Origin of the sequence: Brevibacillus choshinensis, from assembly GCF_001420695.1 — a bacterium.
GTDB lineage: Bacteria > Bacillota > Bacilli > Brevibacillales > Brevibacillaceae > Brevibacillus > Brevibacillus choshinensis.
In genome coordinates this window covers 704,009-723,179 of record NZ_LJJB01000010.1, presented here as the reverse complement: position 1 = coordinate 723,179, position 19,171 = coordinate 704,009, and the positions used below count along the sequence as shown (strand labels likewise).

The window sequence follows — 19,171 nt, the reverse complement described above, 5'->3', positions numbered from 1 at the left end:
TCTCTTATCCTGATCATTTTCGGAGGGAGGACGGCTTTTTATATATAGAAGAGAGATAGTTATTTCGGACGTGGATATGTCATGTAAGAAAAGCTGACGCAATTTTATACAGAATATTTATTATAGATTGACAATTTAGAGTTTTGTGCATAACATTAATTTAAGTTGAATTACAGACATATTAGAGAACAATTTTAATGTGTTTGATTGGAAATTTAGTCTTATTTACTGGGTTTTTTTACCTTTTCTCTAGTTTTTTACGAATAACAGACTAATTAAAGACAAGTAGAAGGTGATTTGTTGCATTTGTCATTCGCAGTCATTGGACCCAAGCTTTTAGTTGATGACATCTGTGAAGTATTGGAGGAATTTCCGTATATCGAACCGACCAAGCTCATCTACGATTCGGAGAAACATGTGCGAGATTTGTTCCAAGAAACCATGGAGGTATTCGACGTTTACTTTTTCAGCGGAGACGTACCGTTTCTGATCACACAAGACCTGATCCCCACTCACGCGTGCTCCGTGTTCATTCCTTTTGACGGAGCCGAGCTGTACAAAGTAATTTTGCAAATTTATCGCCATTATCATTTCTTTCCCATCATTAGCTTTGATGGTGTGCCAGTAAAGAATTTGCATGAAGCCTTTGATGAAATCGAAGCACCTAATGCCAACTGGTACTACAAGAACATGGACGGCTTCCAAAACTCTGAGGAGCTGTACGAGCATCATATGGCTTTGTGGCAAGAGGGAAAAGCCCAGGTCGTCGCGACCAGCATTCATTCCGTCTACCAGCGGCTGAAGGCCAATCACCTTCCTGTCTTCTTCATTAAGAGCACGAAGCAGCTCATCCGCGATACGATCGACAAGGCACTGTGGATGGTGAAGGAGCAAAAGAAACAGCTGGCGCAAGTGACGGTTCTGCAATTCAAGATTGAACCAGCGGTGGATGGTAAGCAGGGTCGGGAAAAAGAGAAAGGTACCCTCGAGCGATTTCAAAAGAAAATTACCGATTTCAGCAAGCGATTGTTCGCCTCCACGACAAGTGCAGACCCTGGCGAGTACACGCTGTACACCACTCGTGGGATCGTGGAGAAAGTGACCAAGGACTTCAAGAGCTTTCCGATCCTGAAAAATGGGAGCGGGGAGCTGGGAACGATCAACCTGGGCATCGGGATGGGGGAAACGGTAGAACGAGCTTTGTACAACGCCAACCGAGCCGTCGACTTTGCTATTCGTAATTCAGGCAACAGCGCGTATCTCATCGATGATCAAATGAAAGTGCTCGGTCCGCTCGGGACGCGAAATACGCTGGATTACTCCCTCATTGACGAGCAACGGGGGGATTTCGTCTCCACTTCCATGCGCAAGCTGTTTTCATGGCTGCAGCTCATACAAAAGAATGAAGTGACGACGCGGGAAATCAGTGTCGGCATGAATACGGGGGAGCGAAATGCAGCCCGAATGGTTCAAAAAATGAAGGAAAAGGGAATTGCTGAAGCCATCGGCAGCGAATCAATGAGCCAAAGAGGCAGACCGCGACCCATTTACCGAATTGATCTGCAACGGTTGGCTCAGGAAGTAAAAGTCAGGAACAATTCGTAAACGCGTAAAAGGAGGTTCGGTTCGAGATGGCTGGTTATATCGTCAAACGTTTCTTTGCGAGTATTCTTACGATGTTTGTCCTCGTCACTATCACCTTTTTCCTGATGCACGCTGTACCAGGCGGCCCTTTCAGTCCAGCTGAGGAGAGGAAAGTACCCAAGAGCGTCATGGAGAAGATGGAGGAAAAATTTGGTTTGAATGAACCGCTGAGTGTTCAGTACGTGAACTACTTGAAAAGTATTTTGCAAGGAGATCTCGGCTTCTCCTTCAAGCAATCGGACGTCACGGTTAATGAGCTGATCTCACGAGGGTTCCCCGTCTCCGCAAAAGTCGGGCTGATCGCCATCATCATCGCGCTCATTATCGGCATGCTGCTCGGCATCACTTCTGCTATTAAAAGAGGGAAGTGGGCGGATTGGGCTTCGATGATCGTAGCCACCATCGGTATTTCCATTCCGAACTTCGTCATGACCGTTCTCATGCTGTTTTTGTTCGCTGTCGTTCTCAAGCTGCTGCCTACATACGGGCTCTCCAGTTGGAAGCATTATATTCTTCCTGTCATTGGCCTCGCTTTTGGCCCGATCGCCTACATCGCCCGACTCATGAGGTCCAGCATGCTGGAAGTGATGCGCCAGGACTACATCCTGACGGCCAGAGCCAAAGGGGTTCCCGAATATCGTGTCATTTTCAAGCACGCACTCAAAAATGCCATCATACCGATCGTTACTTATTTGGGGCCTCTCGTGGCTGCGCTCTTGACCGGAAGCTTCATCGTGGAGAGGGTATTCTCCATTCCGGGCATCGGCAGGGATTTCGTGACGGGGATTAGCGATCGCGATTATTCCGTCATCCTGGGGCTGACCGTCTTTCTCGGGCTGTTCATCATCATAGCAAACTTTATCGTAGACATTCTTTACGCCATTATCGACCGGCGGGTAAAAATTGAAGAGTAGGTGAAGCCAGGATGAATTATGCAGCGAAAAGGAACGACGGGGCTGTTTCTTTATCCGACATGGACCCGGCATGGGCGAATCTCCCTGATGAGGACTTTGTCAGGCTGGAGGATTCCACGAGGCAGAGTGAAGCGATAGCCCGACCGAGCAAGTCGTATTGGCAGGATGCATGGAGCCGGTTTCGCAAAGATCCACTGGCGATGATCGGATTGTTCATCATCTTGGTCATTGCCATCGCCGCCATACTGGGGCCGATATTTTCGCAGTACACATACGATGGACAGGACATCGCCAACCAAAATCAGGGCCCTTCGGGAGAGCACTGGTTTGGTACAGACAAATTCGGGCGCGATATTTTCGTCCGCGCTATGTACGGGGCGAGGATCAGCTTGACGATCGGTGTCGCGGTAGCAGCCATCAATCTGGTGATCGGCGTCATTTACGGTGGAATATCCGGGTACTTCGGCGGCAAAGTAGACATGGTGATGATGCGTATAGTCGATATCATGATCGGCGTTCCAGAATTGCTCTACATTATCCTTTTAATGATGTTTTTGGGGAATACGATCGAAAGCATATTGATCGCCATGTCGTTGACCTACTGGATCGGAACCGCGCGAATGGTACGTTCGCAGGTCATTTCACTCAAACACCAGGAGTACGTGCTGGCGGCGAGAGCCACAGGGTCGTCCAACATGCGGATTTTGTTTAAGCATCTCATCCCGAATAGTATGGGTCCGATTATCGTGACGGTCACTTTCCTGGTTCCTTCGGCGATTTTCACGGAGGCGTTCCTCAGCTTTTTAGGAATTGGCATTCAGGTACCGATGGCGAGCTGGGGCACTCTCGTCAATGATGCGGTCCCTACCTTGTTTACCCAGCCCTATCAAATGCTGTTCCCGGCTATCGCGATAAGTGTCACGATGTTTGCGCTGAACTTCATCGGGGATGGACTGCGGGATGCCTTGGATCCGAGGTTAAAGAAATAAAGGCGGGTGTTAACGTGAAATTACTCGATGTGCAGAATCTGAAGACGACCTTTCATATAGAAGCTGGGCAGGTACAGGCGGTCCGAGGTATTTCCTTTCACGTGAACAAAGGAGAATCAATCGGGATCGTAGGAGAGTCTGGTTCAGGTAAAAGCGTGTCCATGCTCTCTCTTTTGAAGCTGCTCCCGCAAAATGCCAAGCTCGAAGCGGACAGTGTCATGTTCGATGGGACGGAGCTCGTAAACACAGATCAAAAAGCGATGAGAAAAATGCTGGGGAACGACATCGGCATGATTTTTCAGGATCCGATGACATCCCTGAATCCGCTCTTTACGGTGGGCGAGCAGATCATGGAGCCGCTCAGAATTCACCAAAAGCTATCCAAGGAAGAAGCGCGAAAGAAAGCGATTGAGATTTTGAAGATGGTTGAAATCCCGAGTCCGGAGAGAAGGCTGAAGCAGTATCCTCATGAGTTTTCCGGGGGAATGAGGCAACGGGTGATGATCGCGATCGCTCTGTCCTGTTCTCCCAAGCTGCTGATTGCGGATGAGCCGACTACAGCGCTGGATGTGACTATTCAGGCGCAGATTCTCGACCTCATGCGCGATCTTCGAAACAAACTGAATGTCTCCATCGTGATGATTACCCATGACCTCGGTGTGATCGCCAATATGTGCAACCGAATCGTTGTCATGTACGGTGGCACGATCGTCGAGCAGGGGACGACGCGTGAAATCTTTTATGAGCCCAAGCACCCGTACACTTGGGGATTGCTCCGGTCGATTCCGCAATTTTCGGAGGGAGAAAAGCAAAAGCTCATTTCCATCCCGGGCAGTCCTCCAGATTTGCTGAGACCCCCGGCAGGCTGTGCATTTACCGCGAGATGTCCTTATGCCATGAAAATCTGTGAGAAGCTTCCTCCTCAGCAGGTATCTTTGTCTGAAACTCATCTGGCAGCGTGCTGGCTCATGCATCCGAAAGCTGCGCCACATGCGAAAGAGGTGATCAGTTAATGGGGGAAGCCAAGCAAGGACTGGTAGAGGTACGGAATGTAAAGAAGTACTTTGAAGTGCACAAAAGCTTTTTGGGCCGAAATTCCACGATGTTAAAAGCAGTAGACGACGTCAGCTTTAGCATCATGAAAGGGGAAACCTTTGGTCTCGTTGGGGAGTCCGGTTGTGGCAAAACGACCATCGGGAGAACGCTGTTGAAGCTGTATGAACCAACATCCGGTGACATTTTGTACGACGGGCAGTCGATCAGTGGACTGAACCACAAAGAGATGCTGCCCTATCGCAAGAAAATGCAGATGATTTTTCAAGACCCTTACGCATCGTTGGACCCTCGGATGACGATAGCAGAGATCGTGGGTGATCCGCTGGTGGTACATAACATTTACCAGGGGAAGGATCGAAGGGATCGCGTCAAAGAACTGATCGAGCTGGTAGGCCTAAAAGCAGATCACCTCAACCGCTACCCGCATGAATTTTCCGGTGGCCAGCGCCAGCGGATCGGGATTGCTCGAGCCTTGGCCGTCGAGCCCGAATTCATCGTTTGTGATGAGCCGATTTCCGCGCTGGACGTGTCCATCCAGGCGCAAGTGGTCAATATGCTTGAGGAGCTTCAGGAGCGCTTTGGCCTAACCTACTTATTTGTATCCCACGACTTATCGATGGTCAGACATATCTCTCACAAAGTAGGCGTCATGTACCTGGGGAGTCTGGTGGAGTATGCAGAGGTCAATGAGCTTTATACGAACATGCAGCATCCCTATACTCGAGCTCTGCTGTCTGCCGTGCCTATTGCTGATCCGGATACAGCCGAGCGAAGCGAACGGATTCACTTGCAGGGCGATGTGCCGAGTCCGTTGAATCCGCCGAGCGGCTGTGCATTTCGGACGCGCTGCGCCTATGCGATGAGCAAGTGTGCGGAGGAGAAGCCCGGCTTGCGGGATATGGGGAATGGACACGTCGTGGCGTGCCATTTGATCGATTGACCGTAACGCTGCCATTCCCAAAGATATGAATGCTGTCTCATTCCTGACAGCTCATATAATATGCAAAAAAACGGGGGGACGAGTATGAAAAAGAGGATGGGCTTGGTGCTCGCAGCACTCTTGGCGATCACATCCGTGACTGCTGGATGTAGCAGTTCCACAACGGCACCACAAGGTCAGCCGAACCAGGGACAGACCGCTCCAAAAGCTGAAGGGGAAAAGCCGGCAGTGGAGCAAAAGATCGTGTATGCATTAAGCAAGGAACCGGAGGAAATGGATCCAACGTTAAACGTGTATGCACGTTCCTCCATTGTGCTGCAAAACTTGTTCAGAGGCCTTTATAAAATCGATGAATCTGGGAAAAAGCCTGTTCCGTCCTTAGCAGAAAGCTCTGAATTGGATGCGACAGGAACCAAGTACACCTTTAAAATCAACAAAAACGCCAAGTGGTCCGATGGAAAGCCAGTAACTGCTCAAGACTTTGAGTACTCCTGGAAGCGCGTGTTGAACCCTGAAGTTGCTTCAGGTGCAGCTTTCTATCTGTACTACCTCAAAAACGGAAAAGCTTACAACGAGAAAAAAGCAAAAGCAGAAGACGTAGGCGTAAAAGCTGTAGACGAAAGCACACTCGAAGTGACGCTGGAGAATCCAACGCCATACTTCCTGGAGCTGCTGTGCGTCACGGCGTATTATCCTGTACGAAAAGATGCCGTGGAAAAAGAAGGCTGGACCAAATCTCCTGAGACCTATCTGACGACCGGTCCATTCATGCTCAGTGAATTGAAGCCAAAAGAAAAATATGTCCTGAAGAAAAATCCTAACTATTTGGAAGCGGACAAAGTGAAACTGGATACGCTGGAAATCGTGTTCATCGAATCCAGTGAGGCAGAGCTGGCGGCTTACACCAACGATGAAATTCAAGTTTCCGATAACATGACCCCTGAGGGAATGAAGCGATACGAGAGTACGCCAGAGTTCTTCTCGATTCCGCGTATCGGGATGCAGTATTTTGATTTCAACGCATCCAAAAAACCTTTTGACGATGCCAAAGTACGTAAGGCATTTAGCATGGCGATCAACCGTGAACAAATCATCAAGAGCATTGTCCAATCCGTAGAAAAACCTGCGTTTGGTATGGTCCCATATGGTATTCCAGATGGTGTGCAAAAAGACAAGGACTATCGCGATGTAGTCGGCAACCTGTTTACGGAAAACGTCGATGAAGCGAAAAAACTGTTAGCCGAAGCAGGCTATCCGGATGGCAAAGGAATTCCAGAGGTCACGATGATCGTCATGGCAAGCCAATCGGATAAAGATATCGCGCAAGCCCTGCAAAGTATGTGGAAACAAAATCTGGGTGTAGATGTGAACATTGAAACGTTTGAATCGAAAGTCTATTGGGATGAGATCGAGAATGGAAACTTTAACATCGCATCCGATGGTTGGACAGGTGACTATCCAGACCCAATGACGAACCTCGATATTTTTGAGGGTGTCAACACCTCTGATGACATGCGTTGGAGTAGTAAAGAGTACGATAGCTTGCTAGAGGAGAACCGCAAAATCTCCGATCAGGCGAAGCGTATGGAGAACTTTGTGAAGGCTGAGAAAATCTTGGTGGATGAAATGCCATTGATGCCACTGCGCTTCTACGAGGATCAATTCCTGGCGAAGCCAAATGTCAAAGGTGTTCTGAAAAACTACATCGGCCATACCATCTTTGAATACGCGCACGTAGAATAATCCATTTGAATGGGGAAGGGTCGGGGAGCATTCGCTTTTCGGCCCTGCCTCGTGAAGGAGAAACAACGATGAAACCGATTATTGGAGTGACCACATTCCTGTCCGAGTCGTCCAAGTACAGCTCGGTGAGCAAAAATTATACGGATTCGATCTACGCGGCAGGAGGACTGCCCGTCAACATTCCCATCGTTGCCAATGAAACGAATTACGAAGATTACATAGACATGGTAGACGGGATTCTCTTTACAGGTGGGAACGATATCGCCCCTTATTTTTATGGCGAGAATCCGGTAAAGGAACTGCATTCGATGTCCTCGATCCGGGATGAGTATGAATTGTCTCTGTTTAAAAATGCGTATGAGAAAAACGTGCCCATTTTTGGCATTTGCCGCGGAATCCAATTGATCAACGTCGCGCTGGAGGGAAGTCTCTATCAGGACATTTACAGTCAAGTTCCTGGCACACTGGGACACTATCCGGAGCACACCGCATCTGACGAATTCTATCATTCCGTGCAGATCAAGAAAGACACTCAACTCTATGAGATTTTTGGCACAGAGCGGATCTTCACGAATTCCTTTCACCACCAATCAGTCAAAGCTCTCGGGAAAAATCTCGTAGCGACAGCGTATTCCGAGGATGGTATCGTAGAGGCAGTAGAGAGCACAGAAGATCGATTCTTGCTGGGGGTCCAATGGCACCCGGAGTGTATGACCAAGCGTCATCCGATGTTCCTGAAGCTGTTTCATCAATTTGTTCAGGCATCACTTGCGTACAAACAAAGGGAGGTATCTGTATGAAATTGTTTATCAGCGCCGACATCGAGGGCGTAACCGGTATCGTCAACTGGAACGAAGCCGACATCGAAAAGTCTTTCAGCAAATATTTCACCGAGCAAATGACCAAAGAAGTAAATGCGGCATGCGAAGCGGCACTCGCTGCTGGTGTGGAAGACATTTTAGTGAAGGACGCGCACAGCACCGCGAGAAACCTGGATCCATCGAAGCTGCCGGAGCAGGTGAAAATCTTGCGTGGCTGGACGAATAACCCTTACATCATGATGGCGGGGCTAGATTCCAGCTTTGATGGCGTATTCTTTATCGGCTACCACTCGGCTGGTGGAAAGAACGGAAATCCATTGGCCCATACCATGAACATGCGAAATGAATACGTGAAGATAAACGGAGAAATTGCCAGTGAATTGACCATCAATGCCTACACCGCTGCTTATACAGGCGTTCCTGTTCTGCTGGCAACGGGTGACAAGATGATCTGCGAGGATGCCCAAAAGCTCAATCCCAACATCAAGACTGTATCGGTGAGCGAGGGGATCGGCAACGCATCGATTTCGATCCATCCGAATCTGGCACTTCAAAAGATTCAGGAGCAGGTGCAGGCTGTCCTGGCAGATGACCTTTCCAAATACATGGTTCAACTACCTGAAACGTTCCATGTCGAAATCGCGTTCCGTGAGCACTACCATGCCTATAGCGGTTCCTTTTATCCAGGTGCGAAACAAACGGGCCACAAAACGGTCGCATTTGAAACGAACGATTATATGGAAGTACTGCGTTTCTTGTTCTTCGTTTTGTGATCAATGGGCTGTCTCTCAGTCGACTGCGGCTAGGGGGACAGCTCTTTTTGTACAGCTCCGCCAAAGGCTTGGCGTAGCCAAGTTTTCTAATTGGGTAATCCTTGTCTGAAACAACGAGATGTTCTACTATGGACAAAAACCAACAGAAAGGGAATCGGAATCGTTTCCCAGGGGGGCCAAATGGAATTGCGCCATTTGAGGACATTCCATGTTGTTGCGGAGTGTCTCAATCTCACGAAAGCCGCAGAAATGCTGCGCTATACACAACCGACGATCAGCTTACAAATTCAGGCTTTGGAAAAGGACATCGGTCACACTCTGTTAAACAGGGTAGGAAAGAGGACCTTTTTGACGCCGACGGGTAAGCTGTTGAAAAAGCATACAGACAAGCTGTTTCAAGATTTGGAGGAGCTGGAGCAGGACTTGCGAAGACTGGAGAAGCCTTACGGAAATTTGAGTATTGCGGCTCCCGAGTTTTATTGCAGTTATTATTTGTCGCAGCTGTTGAGTATTTATATCAAGCTTCATCCGCAGGTTCAGATGAAGCTCCTCTGTTACAACAGCAAGGAAACGGTCAAGCTGGTAGATTCCAACAAAGCAGATCTCGGTATTATTGCGGGGACGTGCAATCGGCCGGGGATTGAGGAGATCTTGATTGATCAGGAGGATCTGGTGCTAGTCGCACATCCGTTGATGGTCAAATCACGAGGGAGTGCAGCGGAGCTTTTTGAAGAGTATCCCTTTATTACCTATGACATCGATGGCGTCATCAAAGAATGCCTGGATGAGATCAAGTGCAAGCCCACCTCCACGATTGAATGCGGGAGTGAGGAGGCGATTAAGCGAGCAGTGATGTCTCAAACGGGGATCGCTTTGATCAGTGACGTGATTATTGATAAAGAAGTGAAGCAGGGGAACTTGCAGGTACTGCATCGGTTTCCCAATCGACTATTGACCCATTTGATCTACCCAAAGGATCAGCGGGATGACAGCACGGTCAGCAGCTTTATCGATGTGGTGTTGGATGTGTGGCCTACGTTTCGTGCGTAAAGATAGGTGATGATGGGCGATTTTCGGAAGCAAATCCTTCCGAAGTCGCCTTTTTTTATCGCGACGAACGCAAGAGGAAGATGCGGTTTTCACCAATGTGTGGATTTATTTATCGTTATCATTGAACAACCTCATTTTTCAAGAATACTCAGATGGACTACTATAAAAAAACAGAAAAGTGCAAAAGGGGGAAGTCAAAGTGCCTCAAAACAACCAGGATCAATCAGCAAGACGCAAGAGAGGAATTAATGTTTTTGTGCTTTTGTTTGGCGTATTGCTCGTAGCGACGATTCTCACACACGTCGTACCGGCGGGAGAGTATGCGCGCGTCGAAGTAGATGGAAGAAGTGTCGTCGATCCACAATCCTTTCAACAACGGGAAGCGTCACCCGTAACGTTCTTTCAATTGTTTAGCGCGATCCACACTGGACTAGTGGATGCAGGTGAAATCATTTTCTTCGTATTAATCATCGGTGGTACGTTTGGAGTGTTGACGGCAACAGGCGCAGTGGATGCGTTCATCCGGTCCTTGTCGCGCAAGCTCGGGAACAAGGAAAAATGGCTCATTCCCATCATGATGCTGTTCTTTGCTTTTGCAGGAGCATTTACTGGCATGGCGGAGGAAACATTGGCGTACATCCCGATCCTGGTGCCTTTGGCGGTCTCCCTCGGATTTGATGTGATCACCGGAACGGCCATTGTCCTCGTGGGAGCGTCGATCGGTTTTACGACAGCAATCATGAATCCGTTTACAGTAGGAATCGCCCAAGGGATAGCGCAACTGCCCATTTTTTCAGGAATTGGCTATCGGATCGGCTTGTTTGTCATCATGTACCTTGTCTCGGTAGGGTTCATCTATCGGTATGCGATGAAGGTCAAAAAGAATCGCTCGCTCGGATTTTACGGGGAAGGCGCGGCGACAATCGAGACAACAGATACGGCGAAAGCACAGCCGTTATCTCGCACGCACAAACTCGTGCTGATCTGCTTCCTTCTCAATTTTGTCGCCCTGATCTACGGGGTGCTTGAATTTAAGTGGTACATTACCGAGATTTCTGCCCTGTTTGTCATATTGGCCATCGTCATTACGCTCATCTCCCGGATGTCCCCTGATCAGCTGATCGAGTCCTTCATGAAAGGGGCAGCGGGAATGCTCACGGGTGCGCTCATCATTGGGCTGTCGAGGGCTACGCTTGTCGTGTTGGGCGAAGGTCACATTATTGATACGCTGCTCTACCATGCTTCAGGGCTTTTGGATGAGATCCCGCCTGTCCTCAGTGCAGCGGGGATGTACATTTTGCAATTTTTGATCCACTTCGTCGTGCCGTCTGGAAGTGGACAAGCCGCGCTCACGATGCCGATTATGGCACCGCTGGCGGACCTCGTCGGGGTGACGAGGCAAACAGCGGTCTTATCCTTCTCACTGGCAGATGGTATCGGCAATATCATTTTCCCGACTTCCGGTTATTTCATGGCTGGATTGGCGCTCGCAGGCATCCCGTGGATTCGCTGGGCGAAGTGGATCTTGCCCCTGATTTTGACCCAGTTCGGGATCGGACTCGTGGCTGTCATCCTTGCCAATCTCATGCATTACGGACCATTTTGATCGTAGATAGAATAACGGAGGGGTTCCTATGAAAATCATTTCGATTGAAGTATTCGCGGCACAGCTACCTTTACTGCGACCGTTCATCGTCGCTTACGACGTGTACCACGAGCTGCCGAGTATTATCGTAAAGATCACCACAGATACTGGAATCACAGGCTATGGGGAGGGAATGCCAGACTCCCATGTGACGGGAGAAACCTTTTCCAGCACGTACGAAATGCTCGTAAAAGACATCGGACCCTTGTTAATTGGGGAGAATCCCTTTGACATTGAAAAGATTCATCGCATCATGTCCAGTGCTGTCTATCACGCGCCGACAGCCAAGGCAGCCATCGATATCGCGTGCTACGACGCCATGGGAAAAGCGACAAGCCAGCCCGTCTACAATCTGTTAGGTGGCAAGTCTCATGAAACGCTGACCGTTCCTTATGTTGTAAGCATTCTCGCGCCGGAAGAAATGGCTCGCCAAGCCGCGCAAGCCGTACAAGACGGATATACGAGTATCAAGATCAAGGTAGGCGACAATCCACTGGTCGATGTGAAGCGGATCCAGGCTGTCCGTGAAGCGATTGGCGCTGACATCCAGCTGCGTGTGGACGCGAACCAAGGCTGGTGCGATGCTGCCACGGCTATGCGGGTGCTCAAGCAAGTCGAGGACTGTCAGATGGAATGGATCGAACAGCCGGTTCTGGCAGACGATCTGATTGGGTTGGCGCAGGTGCGGCAGAAGACGTTCATTCCCGTCATGGTAGATGAGGGACTGCACGGCGACAAGGAAATGCGCGAGATCATCGACAGACAGGCTGCCGACTTTATCAATATCAAGCTGATGAAATGTGGCGGTCTGTACCCTGCATGCAAACTGGTAGCTCAAGCAGAAATGGCAGGAATGCGCTGCCAGGTCGGCTCGATGGTAGAATCTTCTGTTGCGACCGCAGCGGGCGCACATCTTTCTATCGCAAAAGAGATGATTTTCTCGAATGAGATGGTGGGACCTCTGATGTTCTCCCAAGACTTCGGCAAGCTGAACTACCAGAAGAATGAACTGATCCTGAGTGACCGCCCGGGATTAGGGGTGGAGGTAGACGAGGAAGTCGTGCGTCGCTTCAGTGTTCACTCAGCGGTAATAGAATAGGGATGAGGGATTTCACATGCAACCGGGGAGGGACTTCTCTGGTTGTTTTTTTTATGGGATCACGCGACGAGAATGCTCGTCCATAATTTGGATGATTTTTTTACCGGCAGGAGAAAATAAATGGAAAAAAGGGGGATGCCGATGAAGGGGAATCGGAAACATTCATTTTTGCTCGTGCTAGGGCTAAGTTTGCTGATCGTTAGTTGCAAGGCAAACCACAGGGAAGAACTACATCTGCAAAGTACCGCCACCTCTTCCAAGCCTGTTATCATGATACTCATCGATTCATTAATGGACAAACCCTTGCGTGAAGCTATCCAAAAGGGCAGCGTACCCGCTTTGCAGTATTTAATGGCACACGGACATTATTACCCGCAGATGGTCAGTTCCTTTCCCACTATGTCCGTGACGATAGACAGTACCTTGCTAACCGGAACCTATGCAGACCAGCATCATGTGCCAGGACTTGTTTGGTATAGTGGCAAAGAAAACCGCATGATCTTCTATGGAAACGGGCCAAAGGAAACATTGAAAATCGATCAACCACAAGTTCTCGTCGATGCTGTCTATCAGTTAAACCATGTTCAACTGAACAAGCAGATCAAGACGATTCATGAAGAACTCGCGGAAAAGGGCAAACAGTCCGCTTCCATTAATGGACTTGTCTTCCGAGGAAAGACAGAGCATACTCTGAAAGTACCACCCTTGCTCGCAAATACGACGTCATTGCCACAACAATGGAAAGTAACAGGACCCGCAATGCTCTCCTATGCGGCATTTGCACAACTAGACCCTGCCAATAGTAAGAATGCTCAATTGTGGGATAAATATGGGATGAACAACTTATTTTCCGCGCACGATACCGCCTTTCTGATCACGCAAAAGAAATTGCCGAGCGTAACGATCGCCTACTTCCCAGAGAATGATATGGCTGTGCATAAAAAGGGAGTCTCTCAATTGAAAGGCATTGAAAAGGCGGATCAAGCGTTGCAAGTCGTACTGAATGCGTATGGTTCGTGGGATCAGGCCATCAAAAAAGCCGTATGGATCGTTATGGGAGATAGTGCCCAGAGCGCTGTGCTGGATGATCGGCAAGTGGCTACTGTCGATCTAAGGACGCTTTTAAACCGATACCGCATAGCGAGATTGAACCAGCCAGTAGGGACTAATGAGCAGATCGTGATTAGTGCCAATGAACGGATGGCATATATCTACGTTAATGATGACAAGGTACCTTTATCAGACGTCGTGAAACGGTTGCAAAATGAGGGGAAGCTCGATCTCATAGCGATAAATGACGGAAAAAATGTGCAGGTCACAGCGGGCAAAAACAACCGTACGTTGACGTATCGCCCTGGCGGAGAAGATAAAGATGAATATGGGCAAACGTGGACAATATCGGGAGACCCGAGTCTGGCAGATATAACGATCACGAATCATCGAATCAAGTATGGGAAATATCCGGATGTATTGGCGAGGTTGTATGGGGCTATGCATTCTCATGAAGGTCGATACGTCGTAGTCACAATCCAACCCGGATATGAGCTCGTCACGGAAAGCTCCCCGACGCATGTCGGAGGAGGGGCTCATGGTTCCCTTCATGAATTAGATTCTCTGGTTCCATTCCTGATCGTTGGTACGGATACTCGGCCAAAAACGATGCGGATTGTAGACGTCAAAGACTGGATCATGCAGGTAGTGAATGAATAAGAGGTAGGGCACTTCTGGATAAAAAAAGAAACCCACCGAAGACAGGGTTTCTCTACACTTGGACGCGGGATCATCTTCCTGCGTCATTTTTATTGATGTGCATCTGAAGAACGGTATTGCTAAAGGAATCGACTACCCAAATCGCTCCGGAAGTATCGACCGCAACATCGACAGGAAGCTGGAAGGGTACAGAGGGTGAAGCAACGGCATCGGTAGTGCTGATTGTTTCGGGCTTGGAATCCTGGAGGGTCCCGGTTAATGTCGAGACCTTTCCATCGTGCAAGTAGCGGACGACGTGATTCATGCTGTCCGCAATGACCAGACCGCCATCAGCGGTCATCGCTATGCCCCGAGGAAACTGGAATTGAGCCATGGCTGCGTCACCATCTGCGTAGCTCCCCTCCATGTAGAGGCTGTTTGAAGCATACTTCGAGCTGGTTTGCCCTGCTACAGTAGTAACTGTCTTTCGTTGCAAGTCAATATAACGGATGCGTTGGTTGCCCGTGTCACTGACGTACAGATTTCCTGTGGCATCTAGGCAAATTCCACTTGGTTCATTGAATTTGGCCGTTTCCAGCGGACCGTCTTGAAAATCTCCTGCTGGTTCTGCATCCCCCGGGGACAGCTCCACGACTCGCTTGGACGGACTGTTTAGTGTTGTCACGGTACCATCGACAGCGATCTTACGGATGACGTGGTTCAAGGTATCCGCAACATAGACTGTACCATCGGGAGCGATAGCGAGATCCGCTGGCGAATGGAAGCGGGCGTCCTTTCCGTTCTTGCCATCGCGGTTGCCCATGACGCCATCTCCGCCAATCGTGCTTACCCCTAGAGAGGTAATCTTTCGAATGGAGTGGTTACCGGTATCCGCTACGTACAGATTACCTTGTGAATCCAGAGAGAGTCCCTGTGGGTTTTGGAAAACAGAGAGATTCGCAGCTCCGTCATACAGTGTTCCGATCGGAAAGCCCTTGGAATCCTCGGAAAAGGTAAAGCCAGCAAAGGTCGAAATATTTCCTTGGAAAAGCTTGCGGATCAGGTGGCTCTTGGTGTCAGCAATATATACCGTACCGTCCGGTTGCAAGGCGATGCTCATCGGCGTGCGAAACGATGCGGACAGGGCCGCACCGTTATCATCACCGAATAGTCCGTTGCCAGCAACGGTAACGACTGAGGGGGCAGTTTGTGCAGGCTGCCCGACATTCTCCTCGGCCAGAGCTGGAGTGACCGCGGCGGTAGGGAGTGCCAACAGCCCGATCATGAGGGTCGCCATCCGGATCGTCTGTTTGAGTGGTTTCATATCCGTTGCTCCTTTATTATTGTATCTTGCGAGTAAGAAGGATAAGGATTATAACTCGGCATATGGATCGGGGCTAAGCGATCGTTCCCTCTGGGTTACTCGGCTCATCTGGGTTGCTAGGTTCATCAGGGCTACTTGGCTCATCTGGGTTCCTAGGTTCATCTGGGTTACTAGGTTCATCAGGGCTACTTGGCTCATCTGGGTTACTAGGTTCATCCGGGTTACTCGGTTCCCGTGGTGTGAATAAAAGGGAGCCTTCTGCAATCAAAATATCTGACTCGTCGTAAATCTTGACTCTGATTTCATATTCAATACTTGTCGTAAGGCCATACAAAGCGGTACGCGAGAATCCTTCATCGTCTTCAACTGATGAATTCGGCTGTTCTTCGTTGTTTAGTGCAATGATATACGTGGTGGCGTGGGGGACAGTTACCCAATGAAACCCTTGTTTCCCGTCAATAAAGTCATCGTCTATGATGATAGTGAGCTCCTCGACAGATGGTGGAGGAGAGTCTTCTGATAACGTACGTACTGTTTTCTGACCTTGGGCAGATGGGGAATCTCCAGTAATTTCCTTCACGAGAAGGGTGTACTCTGTATCAGGTGTAAGCCCAGTAAACGTGTACTCATAGGGGCCAGAATTAAACCAAATTTGGACTTCCGAGTCTTCATCATTATCGAGGTAAAAACGGTAGTTACGATTAGGATGGCCTGGATCCCATGTAATCTTAATCCAATCCGAACCTCTTTCGATAACTCTGATGTTTAATCCAGGAAGAGGCTCCGTACTAAACGGCAATGTACCTTCTGCGATGGTTTTTCCCTGAGAGTCTAGCGCCTGGACCTTGAGCATATAGTCTTTGCCGGGCTTGAGGTCGTTTAAGTAAAGGTAGCTTCTCGAAATATCGGAATTATGCTCAAGGTATGGATCTGGAATCCGCTCACTATTTAAGTAAATGCGATAATCAGTCGCGTCTTCTACACGATCCCAACTAAAATCCCCAGATTCATTGAAAATGCCATCTAACTGAACCTCAATATCTTCGATCGATGGAGTTGGCGGCACCTTCCCTAATTGAAACGAATTGCTCTGCGCCACATAGCGGGAACCTTCAAAAAATTGCACAGAATAAGACTGTAGCGGCATTTCCGCTGTGTCCGTTGCTAGCGTAATGGTCAACCCGCTGTTTCCGGTACGCTCCACGGATGCAATAGGCAGTCCCGGTATGTCGATGTCATAAGATGAAACATCTATCGGCTGTGAAAAGCTGACACTAATGTGTTGACTGTCAATCACGCTAGCCTGAGCTGTGCTGTATACGAGACGGACAGTGTTGCTGTCGCGCATGTTGCGCTTTGCGGCGTAGGCTTCGATCGTTTCTCCGTCTCCTGGTACCGTCAGTCTGTCGCCAGCTGTATATTCCTTAAAGCGATCTCCGCGCTTCACGTAGATCGTAGCTCCCGGCGTCTGGGTCGATAATGAAATAGAAGTTCCGTTATCGACAAGCCCTTCTACTGGTGCAGCTGTAACGTCAGCGACCTGTTGCGCCTGTAGCACCCCGTAAGCCGAGAAGTGGCTAACGGTTGCTGTCGCTATCCCAGCGGAAACAGAGGTAGGGACGTATTCCCAGTCATCGCTGCCGTTCCAGTGGAAGATACCGACTTGCCCCTGACTAGCTTTTGCATCAACAGGGAAAGAAATGGTTACAGGCTCCTTGATTTCGATCCCACTAAATTGGAAATCGATGATCGGTCCAGCAGTTGAAAGAGTACGATCTGCTGGCAGTGTAGGGGAGACAGTTTGCAATGTTGCAGTTGCCTTACTCGGTAAATTCATTGCCCCAAAGTCAAGTACGATTCCCTTTTCAAAGAGAAGGCGTTGTTGCAGGAGCGGGACAGGAGAACCGAGTGGAGCGACGACCTTGAGCGTTGCTTGAATTTTTGGCTCATAGCCTTTCACTGTTCCTTCGAATGTAAAGATTCCAGTCAGGTTCGTGTCGGCTTTTTTGTTCCAGCTAACGGGAACGGCAGTTTTCGTCCCGGTACTCATGACAGCCTGAACGGTAGCTGGGAGCGTATACGATTTCAAGAGATAGGTCTCTAGGGAGAGCGGTTGAATTCTCTCAATGGTAGCATCTTCTTTGTCATCGCCACCCGAGCCTGATCCCCCTGAACCAGACCCTCCAGAACCTCCAGATCCACCACCCGACCCTGAACCGCCTGAGGATCCGGGAGTAGAGCCCGCAGCGTTTGGATTGTCTTTCTCCAATTGTTCTTGAGCTTTCCTCTGCGCTTCTTTTTGTGCCTCTTCGTTTAGCTTGGCTAATCGTTCCCTTTCCGCCTGTAGCTTGGCTATAAGATCAGCGTTGGCGGCTTGTTGCTCTTGTTTCTTCTTTTGTTCTTGTTCTGCTTGTTGTTTGCGTTTTTCTTGTGCTTCCAATTGCTTTTTGCGTTCTGCTTTTTGCGCAGAAGGTAAGTCAAGCGTAGAAGGAGAATCCAAATCAATTTTTCTAATTAAGTCTTGATTTGCATTTGCCTGTTGGATTAGATCCGCAATCTGTTCTTTTGAGATTTTATTTTCTTCCAGCGCTTTTACGATCAGGGAGTTAACTAAGTTATACAAGTTCTGCTCATACTTGCTAAGATCATCCTGAGATAGCAGTTGAAGCGACTGGGAGATATCTGCAGGCAGTTTTTGGCGCAGCTGGTTGATAAAATGATCTTGTTCTTCATCCATTGTCTGCTTACTGCGAATGATTGCCTCGATAATAGCAGGGCTAAGGGAGTTGATCAGATCCTCAGGCTGAATAACGGAAGCCGTAGAATCTGGAAGGGAGGCATCTTCTCCTGGTCTTTGCTGAAAGTAGGTTCCCATCATCCCCGGATAAACGTAATGGCTATCACGTTTATCGAGGGAATTGGTAGCGACTGTACCAGACCCCACAAAGACAGATGAACTGCCGGTAAAGGGATCTATGCCAACCAAAAGCTGCGTTCCCCGCACACCCATGACAGCCGTAGGCGTGGAAATCGTAAAGCTGTCTTGCTTTTTCGTTAACGGCTTGACTTTAAAATAGACCGAGCCAGACCATGCTTTTAGGTCGGTCTTTTTACCAGTCACGGCTTCTTGCAATTCGGATAGATAGACGACCGTATTTTCACTAACGGTTACTTCGGCTGTTTCCGCCATATTCAAAACAATGCTGGATTTTACCCCGGTCGTGATGAGATCGCCTTGGTTCAGACTCATGCTTTTAAATGCCTTGTACTCTTTGGTGCCACCGGCTTTCTTGATCTGGACAGTACCGGTGACTGACTCCACTTTGGCCGCGCGTGAGGTTTCCGCCGCGGCGACCGTTTTGACACCTCCAACAAGCAAGCAGCCGATGATGACAAACAAAAAGAGGCTTCGCCATCCTGCCAAGAAGCTTGTTTCTCGCCTTTTCATAAACATGTTCACTGTCGGAATCCCTCCACTTTCGCG

The 19,171-nt window shown here is 49.0% G+C and carries 14 protein-coding genes; 12 read left to right on the top strand and 2 right to left on the bottom strand.

Going from position 1 to position 19,171, the window contains the following annotated elements; all coding sequences use genetic code 11:
• Window positions 1-300 precede the first annotated feature (300 nt).
• The 12 genes from AN963_RS13720 to AN963_RS13665 all read left to right on the top strand — a co-directional run bounded on the left by AN963_RS13720 (window position 301) and on the right by AN963_RS13665 (window position 14,384).
• Window positions 301-1,605 carry a hypothetical protein gene (locus AN963_RS13720; RefSeq protein WP_055745134.1) on the top strand — a complete coding sequence of 435 codons (1,305 nt, stop codon included), beginning with the start codon at window positions 301-303 and terminating at the stop codon, window positions 1,603-1,605.
• Window positions 1,606-1,631: 26 nt separating this feature from the next.
• Entirely contained in the window at window positions 1,632-2,558 is a 927-nt protein-coding gene (locus tag AN963_RS13715) for an ABC transporter permease (protein WP_055745133.1), read from the top strand.
• An 11-nt stretch (window positions 2,559-2,569) separates the two neighbouring features.
• On the top strand, window positions 2,570-3,547 hold the full coding sequence (locus tag AN963_RS13710) for an ABC transporter permease (RefSeq protein ID WP_330218838.1): 978 nt from the start codon (window positions 2,570-2,572) through the stop codon (window positions 3,545-3,547).
• Between the two features lie 14 nt (window positions 3,548-3,561).
• Window positions 3,562-4,560: an ABC transporter ATP-binding protein gene (locus AN963_RS13705; RefSeq protein WP_055745132.1), complete on the top strand. Its 999-nt coding sequence runs from the start codon at window positions 3,562-3,564 to the stop codon at window positions 4,558-4,560.
• A complete protein-coding gene (locus tag AN963_RS13700; RefSeq protein WP_055745131.1) occupies window positions 4,560-5,543 on the top strand; it encodes an ABC transporter ATP-binding protein in 984 nt (327 codons plus the stop codon). The genes AN963_RS13705 and AN963_RS13700 overlap by 1 nt, the downstream gene beginning before the upstream one ends.
• Before the next feature lie 84 nt (window positions 5,544-5,627).
• Window positions 5,628-7,286 carry a peptide ABC transporter substrate-binding protein gene (locus AN963_RS13695; RefSeq protein ID WP_055745130.1) on the top strand — a complete coding sequence of 553 codons (1,659 nt, stop codon included), beginning with the start codon at window positions 5,628-5,630 and terminating at the stop codon, window positions 7,284-7,286.
• A gap of 68 nt (window positions 7,287-7,354) precedes the next feature.
• Window positions 7,355-8,086 (top strand): gamma-glutamyl-gamma-aminobutyrate hydrolase family protein, encoded by a 732-nt coding sequence (locus AN963_RS13690; RefSeq protein WP_055745129.1) that lies wholly within the window; start codon window positions 7,355-7,357, stop codon window positions 8,084-8,086.
• A complete protein-coding gene (locus AN963_RS13685) occupies window positions 8,083-8,880 on the top strand; it encodes a M55 family metallopeptidase (protein ID WP_055745128.1) in 798 nt (265 codons plus the stop codon). The genes AN963_RS13690 and AN963_RS13685 overlap by 4 nt, the downstream gene beginning before the upstream one ends.
• A 180-nt stretch (window positions 8,881-9,060) precedes the next feature.
• Complete coding sequence (locus AN963_RS13680) at window positions 9,061-9,930, top strand: LysR family transcriptional regulator (protein ID WP_055745127.1); 870 nt, start codon at window positions 9,061-9,063, stop codon at window positions 9,928-9,930.
• Window positions 9,931-10,129: 199 nt separating this feature from the next.
• Complete coding sequence (locus tag AN963_RS13675; RefSeq protein ID WP_083496939.1) at window positions 10,130-11,536, top strand: YfcC family protein; 1,407 nt, start codon at window positions 10,130-10,132, stop codon at window positions 11,534-11,536.
• A 28-nt stretch (window positions 11,537-11,564) separates the two neighbouring features.
• On the top strand, window positions 11,565-12,674 hold the full coding sequence (locus tag AN963_RS13670) for a mandelate racemase/muconate lactonizing enzyme family protein (protein ID WP_055745125.1): 1,110 nt from the start codon (window positions 11,565-11,567) through the stop codon (window positions 12,672-12,674).
• Window positions 12,675-12,815: 141 nt separating this feature from the next.
• Window positions 12,816-14,384 (top strand): alkaline phosphatase family protein, encoded by a 1,569-nt coding sequence (locus tag AN963_RS13665; RefSeq protein ID WP_055746293.1) that lies wholly within the window; start codon window positions 12,816-12,818, stop codon window positions 14,382-14,384.
• A 70-nt stretch (window positions 14,385-14,454) separates the two neighbouring features.
• Here AN963_RS13665 and AN963_RS13660 read toward each other — a convergent pair whose 3' ends face one another.
• Together AN963_RS13660 and AN963_RS13655 are read right to left on the bottom strand one after the other, a co-directional pair.
• Window positions 14,455-15,687 carry an NHL domain-containing protein gene (locus AN963_RS13660; protein WP_055745124.1) on the bottom strand — a complete coding sequence of 411 codons (1,233 nt, stop codon included), beginning with the start codon at window positions 15,685-15,687 and terminating at the stop codon, window positions 14,455-14,457.
• Between the two features lie 73 nt (window positions 15,688-15,760).
• Entirely contained in the window at window positions 15,761-19,141 is a 3,381-nt protein-coding gene (locus AN963_RS13655; protein WP_236708031.1) for an Ig-like domain-containing protein, read from the bottom strand.
• Window positions 19,142-19,171 lie beyond the last annotated feature (30 nt).

Excerpts from the sequence above, each read along its gene's own strand:
- AN963_RS13715 (WP_055745133.1), top strand. The coding sequence starts at position 1,632 with ATGGCTGGTTATATCGTCAAACGTTTCTTTGCGAGTATTCTTACGATG.
- AN963_RS13710 (WP_330218838.1), top strand. The coding sequence starts at position 2,570 with ATGAATTATGCAGCGAAAAGGAACGACGGGGCTGTTTCTTTATCCGAC.
- AN963_RS13700 (WP_055745131.1), top strand. The coding sequence starts at position 4,560 with ATGGGGGAAGCCAAGCAAGGACTGGTAGAGGTACGGAATGTAAAGAAG.
- AN963_RS13695 (WP_055745130.1), top strand. The coding sequence starts at position 5,628 with ATGAAAAAGAGGATGGGCTTGGTGCTCGCAGCACTCTTGGCGATCACA.
- AN963_RS13690 (WP_055745129.1), top strand. The coding sequence starts at position 7,355 with ATGAAACCGATTATTGGAGTGACCACATTCCTGTCCGAGTCGTCCAAG.
- AN963_RS13685 (WP_055745128.1), top strand. The coding sequence starts at position 8,083 with ATGAAATTGTTTATCAGCGCCGACATCGAGGGCGTAACCGGTATCGTC.
- AN963_RS13680 (WP_055745127.1), top strand. The coding sequence starts at position 9,061 with ATGGAATTGCGCCATTTGAGGACATTCCATGTTGTTGCGGAGTGTCTC.
- AN963_RS13670 (WP_055745125.1), top strand. The coding sequence starts at position 11,565 with ATGAAAATCATTTCGATTGAAGTATTCGCGGCACAGCTACCTTTACTG.
- AN963_RS13665 (WP_055746293.1), top strand. The coding sequence starts at position 12,816 with ATGAAGGGGAATCGGAAACATTCATTTTTGCTCGTGCTAGGGCTAAGT.
- AN963_RS13660 (WP_055745124.1), bottom strand. The coding sequence starts at position 15,687 with ATGAAACCACTCAAACAGACGATCCGGATGGCGACCCTCATGATCGGG.
- AN963_RS13655 (WP_236708031.1), bottom strand. The coding sequence starts at position 19,141 with ATGTTTATGAAAAGGCGAGAAACAAGCTTCTTGGCAGGATGGCGAAGC.